At 56.0% G+C, this 7,309-nt stretch carries 6 protein-coding genes; all 6 read right to left on the bottom strand.

Translation table 11 applies throughout. The features are described from left to right. On the bottom strand, positions 1 to 972 hold a 972-nt coding region (locus tag HQL76_13160), incomplete at its 3' end, for a hypothetical protein (GenBank protein MBF0110112.1). Between the two features lie 246 nt (positions 973 to 1,218). Continuing rightward, a complete protein-coding gene (locus HQL76_13155) occupies positions 1,219 to 2,019 on the bottom strand; it encodes a PilZ domain-containing protein (GenBank protein MBF0110111.1) in 801 nt (266 codons plus the stop codon). Next, complete coding sequence (gene wecB / locus HQL76_13150) at positions 2,016 to 3,158, bottom strand: UDP-N-acetylglucosamine 2-epimerase (non-hydrolyzing) (GenBank protein ID MBF0110110.1); 1,143 nt, start codon at positions 3,156 to 3,158, stop codon at positions 2,016 to 2,018. Before wecB ends, HQL76_13155 begins: the two co-directional genes overlap by 4 nt. 14 nt (positions 3,159 to 3,172) lie before the next feature. Beyond that, a complete protein-coding gene (locus tag HQL76_13145; GenBank protein MBF0110109.1) occupies positions 3,173 to 4,270 on the bottom strand; it encodes an NAD-dependent epimerase/dehydratase family protein in 1,098 nt (365 codons plus the stop codon). A gap of 83 nt (positions 4,271 to 4,353) precedes the next feature. After that, on the bottom strand, positions 4,354 to 5,115 hold the full coding sequence (locus HQL76_13140) for a WecB/TagA/CpsF family glycosyltransferase (protein MBF0110108.1): 762 nt from the start codon (positions 5,113 to 5,115) through the stop codon (positions 4,354 to 4,356). Next, positions 5,112 to 7,295, bottom strand: a complete 2,184-nt coding sequence (locus HQL76_13135; protein MBF0110107.1) for a bi-domain-containing oxidoreductase — start codon at positions 7,293 to 7,295, stop codon at positions 5,112 to 5,114. The genes HQL76_13140 and HQL76_13135 overlap by 4 nt, the downstream gene beginning before the upstream one ends. Between the last annotated feature and the right edge of the window lie 14 nt (positions 7,296 to 7,309).

Here is a 7,309-nt window from a genome sequence, read left to right as displayed (position 1 = left end):
CTCGGCGGCCAGTTTCGCTTCCTTCTCGGTGGCCAGTTTCGCTTCCTTCTCGGTGGCCAGTTTCGCTTCCTTCTCGGCGGCCAGTTTCGCTTCCTTCTCGGCGGCCAGTTTCGCTTCCTTCTCGGCGGCCAGTTTCGCTTCCTTCTCGGGGAACAACTTAGATTCTTGTTCGGCCACCACCGCAGCAGGACGCGATCGATCCATCTCCGCCACAAACAATTCTTCCGCCCCGTCAGGCGCGTCCCCAGTCGAACCCTCCTTCGCCGCGGGAACAGCGGCATCATTCGTCCGCGCGACCACCGCAACCGAGTCCTTCACCGGCGCACCCGAATTTCCCCCCCCCGGATGTTCCGTGGTTTTCGGACTCGCGGCAATCGCAGCGACAGCCTGGGTTGAAGACGGTCCCCGGTTTTCGATGGGCTTCGAAGACGCAACAACGCCTCCCCCCTTGTTTGGCTCGGATTTGACTGCACCCATGGGCACAACCACGCCCCGCTCCGGCATGGCAACTGTTTCCGGTTCGACAACGGCGGGAGGAGCGGAACCATCGACCAGAAACAGAAAAACCGTCAATCCAAACACCAGCGCAGCCACCGTTCCGGCGCCACCCCATAAAACAGTGGTCCTTTTTCGCCGGGCCTGGGCCAAATCGCGCAGCAGTTCCTCCTTCTTTTCCAGAATCGCCATGGTCCAGCTTTCACCGGCGATTTTTTTCCTGAACTCCTCCTCCCCTTTGAAGAGCTTGTGAATTTCTTCATAAACAGCCCGGCGTTCTCCCTGGGTCCGATCCTCGATCAGGGAAAGACCCGAAGATTCTTCGACCTCGACCCGGGCGAGAAAACCGACAATGGCCAGTTTTTTAACCCGGACATCCCCCTCCTGAAGCGCCTCAAGGTAGCGGAAGGCCCACACCGGCTTGACATCCTGGTAAAGCCATTTTTTCAAGAAGGAATTGATAGAAGATTGCATCATGATCATTCCAGGAAGTGCGTGCGGGCAGGATCAGGCAATGGCAGGAAAAAAACGACCGGATCGGACATCATCGACCCCCGCAACCGGAAAATGGTGAAAAACGTCTCAAGACGAAGGAATGCAGACTTTCTCCCCCAACGAAAACATCCCCATCAACAGGCAAGGTACCCGAAAAAATATAACGATACAACCGATTCCCGAATTCAGAGGAACGGCTTTTCCCCATTCGGACAACGACCTGGACGGCTATTTTCTTTTTTGAGGAAGGAAACGATCCATATCCCGCCGGATTTTTTCACGGCCAAAACGGTGCAAAGGGTCGTCAAACCGTTCGACATGGGCCAGGGCACGGTTTTGAAGAAGCACTGTCAGTCGTTTTTCGTGAGCCCCGCGAATCAATTCCGCCAACCGGTTGCTGCTGCCATCGACAGAGTTATGGAAAAGCACGCGGACAATCGAGATCATCCCAAATCGGTCCCGGCGAGAAAAGGGAGGCTCCGTTACCACTCCAAAGACCCTGACCTCGGATCCCCGGAGACGCACGATTACCTCAATCCGTAGATCCCGTTGCAGCCAAGTCGCCCGTTGCACGGACGATGAAAAACTGAATTCAGCGTTCCGAACAGTCAATTTTTCGATACTGACCGGGAGCGGGACCCCACCCATCCCCTTGATGAATACATCAAACCCGGTCCATTGAGTCCCATCGACCCCCATTCGGACATTGATGTCGCCAAGGACGGCCTGGGTCACGACCAGGCCCAGATTGTCCCTGGGGTTTTTGATCTGGAGCCCGACGGTTCCCGAAGAGTGATGAATCACGATGCAGGAAAAGGCCCGATCGGAAAAACCGGTCAGGTTCAACCGCAACACCCCCTCCGCCCCGATCTCACATCGCCCCCCCAAAGGACCGCCCACCCCGACCCCCCGTGGAGAAATATCGGCTGTTTCGCCCGACACGATTTCTCCCGTCGCCAAGGTGCAGGTACATCCAACGACAAACCGTGAACGATCAAAGGCCCTTCTGTTGTTTCCCGACCCGCTCATGGTCGCTGCGGATTGTGCCGCAAAAGTATTTCAGTAATTTTTTTGGAAGCCAGGCCATCCCCATAAGGATTATGCGCCTGACTCATTGATCGATAGACTTTCTGATCATTCATGAGTTCCTCGATGGCAGCGACGATCACCTTATCGTCGGTTCCGACCAGACGTGCCGTACCCGCACGAATGGCTTCGGGACGTTCGGTCGTATCCCGCATGACCAGAATCGGCTTGCGCAGATAGGGCCCTTCCTCCTGGACGCCACCGGAATCGGTCAAGATGATGTGGGCCCGTTTCATCAGGAAAACGAAAGAAAGATAATCGAGGGGTCGAATCAGATGGATGTTGGCAATCCCTCCCAACAACCGGTTGACCGGTTCCAGAACATTGGGATTAAGATGTACCGGATAGACGATACGAAGATGGGGATGGCGCCGGGCAAGGTGCGCCAGGGCGTTGCAAATCCTTTCGAAGCCACCGAAAAAACTTTCCCGCCGATGGCCCGTGACCAGAATCATCGGATGCGCCGTTCGGTCCGCTTCCAGAAAGGGAAACCGCGTCGCCAGTTCCTCTTCCAACGCTGGATTGTCATCCAGTTTTTTCACGACCAACTTGAGGGCATCGATGACCGTATTGCCCGTCACATGAATGACACCGGGATCCACCCCTTCCCGGAGCAAATTGTCACGCGCCATCTCCACCGGGGCGAAATGAAGCTGGGCAATCGCCCCCGCCACCCGACGATTGGCCTCCTCCGGCCATGGAGAATACAGATTTCCAGTACGCAACCCCGCCTCGACATGGCCAACGAAGATTCGATGATAAAAACCGGAAAGACTCGCCGCCAGGGTGGTCGTGGTATCACCATGGACCAAAAGCCAGTCAGGCTTGAACCGACGAAACACATCACGCAGGCCAATCATTACCGCTGTGGTAATGTCGGTCAGGTCCTGTCCCGATTTCATGATGTCCAGATCGAAATCAGGGCGCATGTCGAACAGGTCGAGCACTTGATGCAACATTTCACGATGCTGTGTCGTGACACAGACACGCGAAACAACCCCTGGGTGTTCGGCCAGGGATTGGACCAGTGGCGCCATTTTGATCGCCTCGGGCCGGGTTCCGAATACTGTCAATACGTTCAACATTCAAGATCCAGTCAGGACTTTTCCTTGAAACGATCCTTGACCGCGGACGACATCCCCGGCGTAAAAGCGGCATCCCGTTCGATCAGGTTCCATTTGTCCCGGAACCAGGCGATGGTCTGGGTAAAACCCTCGTCAAAGGAAACCTTGGGTTCATAGCCTATCAATTTTCGTGCCTTGTCAACCGAGGCCAGGAGACGACTCTTGGTATCCCATTTGCGCCGCGAGGCAATGGTGACCTTGGACTTTCCTCCCGTAGCCGCCACCACCCGATTGGCCAGATCGACGATCCGGGTTTCGACCCCCGATGCCAGATTGAATTCCTCTCCGATGGCCGACTCGTAATAACCCGCCCGAAGCAGACCATCGACCAGATCGCCGACATAGGTAAAATCCCGCGTCTCCTCCCCGGTTCCAGTGATGGGAAGGGTCTCACCCTTCAACCCCCAATAGAGAAAATTGGGGATGACATTACGATATTGCCCCGGGACCTCGCCAGGACCATAGGAATTGAAGAATCGGGCCTTGACGACCGGCAACTCAAAATGATTATAATAAAAGTTGCAATAGAGTTCCCCGAGCATCTTGGTGATCTGATAGGGCGAAGACAGGTTCATCGACATGAACTCTTCCGTCAATGGCAGAGGTGCGGCACTGCCATAGATGGAACAGCCCGAGGATGCATAGACAAACCGGGAAATCCGGCTCAAGGTCGCGTACTCAAGGAGTTTCAACGAACCCGTTCCGTTGACATGAAGATCCCTCTCGGGATAATCGATGGAATTCTGATTGGCGAAAAAAGCGGCCAGATGAAAAACGACATCGGGTTTCTCCGTGAAGACCCTTTTCAGATCGATGTCGTTGGTAATGTCACCCTTAACGAAAAGAATATTTGGCAAAACCGGAATATTCCACATATAGGAAGAGTAGAGGTTATCCAGAATGATAACCATTCTGGCCCCTGCCTCGCCGAGCCTCTGGCACAGGTTACTGCCGATCGCCCCGGCGCCCCCTGTTACGAGAATTGTTTTTCCTTTATAATAGTCAATATAATCAGGCACAGTGATCTCCACATGATCCGGGACGCTGCCCACCAGACAGAACGTCGCCATCAAAACCCTGGGGGCAATCCCCCGTCATTCCCGCGAAGGCGGGAACCCCTTTTTTCTTTCAATGATGATCCAACCATTCCGAGTCATCGGGACTGCTTTTTCCCGACGATCCACCTGAGAAACAGTTCCCGCACCATAAGAAGAATAAACAAAGAGTTGGTCGTCAAATAACGTTTCCACAGCCGATGCGGTTCCTGAACCAGTCTGAAAAACCATTCCATGCCGATGGCGCTGATCCATGACGGAGCCAGTACAGTATACCCCGCCAACACATCAACCCCCCCGCCCACGCCAACCACGACAGGGACATGAAAGGTGGATCCGTTCTGATCGATGATCCGTTCCTTCATGGGAGAACTCATCGCCACGAAGACGACATCGGGCTTCGTCCGTTCCACCTCCGCCAAAACGGCCCGGTCCTCCTTGAAATATCCGTGATGCCAGCCAACGATGGTGCAACCGGGATAACGCGCCCGGGCCTTGACGACCGCCATTTCGACCACCTCGGGCCGGGCCCCGAGAAAATAACACCGATACCCCTTTCCCTGAGTCGTCTCCAGAAAACGAAGCATGAGTTTGGCAGTCCCCACCGGACTTTTCACCCGGTTTCCCAACAGCCTTGCCGCCCACATACCGACCGTGCCATCGACCATCAAGACATCGGTCCGTTCGTAGGTGCTCTTCAGACCAGGGTCGCGAAGGGACCGGACGATCAGTTCGACAGCGGTGGACATGATCGAACGGGGTCGGCCTTCACGGATAAACTGTTCCATGATGCCCACCGCCTCATCCATATCCACATTGCTGTACTGTAAACCAAAAAAGGTAAACTTGTCGATCATCATGCAGGATCCCCGGAAGATTTCCAGGAAATTTCCCGAGATTGCCCCGTTCGTAATGCTTCGAGAATCTCGAAGGTACACTGGGTGGTAAGAAAAAGCTCCATGGGAGAAATCGGCGATTTCGGGTTGTCGGAACGCAGGGCATCGATGAACAGAGCCATTTCCTTGTTGATTCCCATATCCCGCGACAGGAGGGAGAAATCCTCCCGGTTGCCCTTGCGAACCAGATTGAGTTTTTTGTAATTATCGAGAATAGCGATGGAATGTCCGCAATAGACCTCCATTCGCTCTCTGGAAAATGAAAGGTCCCCGAGGGCGGTATAGACCAGATTGGCCATGGAACCGTCCTGGAAGGTCAGCACCACCGTCACATTGTCCGACAGTTCCAACGAACGGGTGGAACCAATATTTTTGGCAACCTCGGCGTACACCCGAACCGGAGGCGAGCGCGTCAGGAACTGGAAAAGATCGATGAAATGGCAGATCTCGCCGACGATCCGTCCCCCGCCCTCCTCGGTATTGACCCAGTGTTCCAGCGGCAGGGGGCCGGCATTGACGCGGTAATCGATGACCATGGGACCGGAGCGGTTGGCGAAGAAGGCGGCGATCTTTTCGACGAAGGGGGCAAAACGGCGGTTGAACCCGACCATGAGAATCCCGGGAGACCCGGCCACGACATCGGCCACCTCCTGCAACTCTCCCGGATGGGTCGCCAATGGCTTTTCGACGAATACATGCTTTCCCGCCCTGAGGGCGGCAATGAGAAAACGGGCATGAAGATTGTGGCGCGTGGCGATGAAAACGGTATTGATCCGCTCATCCTGAATCAGTTCCAGGGCATCGGTGGAACTGAAATCGAAGGAAAACTTGTCGGCGGTGTTGCGCGCCGTCAATCCCCTGGAGGTGGCCACCCCCGCCAGATGCACCTGGGCATGTTTGCGCAACGGCGGGATCAGATAGTTCTGGGCAAAACTTCCCGCGCCCACAAAACCAACCCGCACCTGGGCCAGAGAAGGACGAATCCCCTCCGACCGGACCACCTTGTGCCCCGCGGAAGGGGTCTCCCCATAGGTTAAAACGATGCCGATATAGGAAGCATTGCCGGCGTTGATCAGGTCATAGGCTTCCCCCGCCCGTTCAAACGGGAACACATGGGTCGTGATCCCTTCCAGATCGATCCTGCCCTGCCCCAAAAGATTCAGGAAGGCTTCCATGTTGCGTTGCGCCGTCCAGCGGACATACCCCGGAGGATAATCCTGGGAACCATACAGGTAATCCGGATCATAGGAACCAGGACCAAAGGCCCGGGACACCGCCAGATGAAGTTCCTTGTGGTAATAATGCAACCTTGGTGCGTGAATGTCGCCCGCCCCCAGGAGTATGACGCGCCCTTTTTCCCGACAGATCGCCCCGGCCAGGTCCAGGGTCTTTTCCTGGTCGGCGGCGGCGGCGACGATGACCGCATCCAGTCCCATGCCGTCAGTGAAATCGGCGGCCATCGCCTCCACCGCATCGGTCAGAGGATTGCCCCCGGCCAGCATCCCCTTGGAGCGGGCCAACTGCAATTTGACCGGATCGATTTCAAGGCCAAGGACATCCGCCCCGGCGTTGCGCGCCAGTTGGACAATCAATTGCCCGATCAAGCCCAGACCAATGACCCCGATCTTCTGTCCCAGTTCCACCCCCGCCAGACGAACCGCCTGCAAACCGATCGCCCCCACCGGGGCATAGGCGGCATCCCTTGGATCGACCCCGGCAGGGACCACGGTACACAGGTTTTGTGGCGTTGTCACCAGTTCGGCATGGGCCGCATGAATTTCCCCGGCACAGGCGACCCGATCACCAACCCTGAGACAACGGACTTGCGGTCCAACCGCCACCACCTCGCCCGCGGAGGAATACCCAAGCGACACCGGGGTGTCGAGTTTGTTGAGCACCTTCTTGACCGTCGGCAACAACCCTTCCTGAGCGACATTGGTCATCACCTGGCGCACCAGGTCGGGCCGATGACGCGCCTTGCCGAGCAAATTCATCCGCGCCGTATCGACTTTGATCTTTTCGGTCCCGGCACTGATTAACGAGGCCATGGTCCGCACCAGAACGGTATGACCGGTCACCAAAGGGACCGGCACCTCTTTGATCTCCAGGTCCCCGGTCTTGTAATTCTGCATGATCTGCTTCATGGATCCCCCTGCTC

This window comes from Magnetococcales bacterium (assembly GCA_015228815.1).
Lineage (GTDB): Bacteria > Pseudomonadota > Magnetococcia > Magnetococcales > UBA8363 > UBA8363.
Note: the sequence above shows the minus strand (reverse complement) of the source record. Positions and strands in the feature narration are given on the sequence as shown.

What these genes read in the sequence shown, in the direction of transcription:
- HQL76_13155 (MBF0110111.1), bottom strand. Translation starts at nt 2,019, where the DNA reads ATGAGCGGGTCGGGAAACAACAGAAGGGCCTTTGATCGTTCACGGTTT.
- HQL76_13145 (MBF0110109.1), bottom strand. Translation starts at nt 4,270, where the DNA reads ATGGCGACGTTCTGTCTGGTGGGCAGCGTCCCGGATCATGTGGAGATC.
- HQL76_13140 (MBF0110108.1), bottom strand. Translation starts at nt 5,115, where the DNA reads ATGATGATCGACAAGTTTACCTTTTTTGGTTTACAGTACAGCAATGTG.
- HQL76_13135 (MBF0110107.1), bottom strand. Translation starts at nt 7,295, where the DNA reads ATGAAGCAGATCATGCAGAATTACAAGACCGGGGACCTGGAGATCAAA.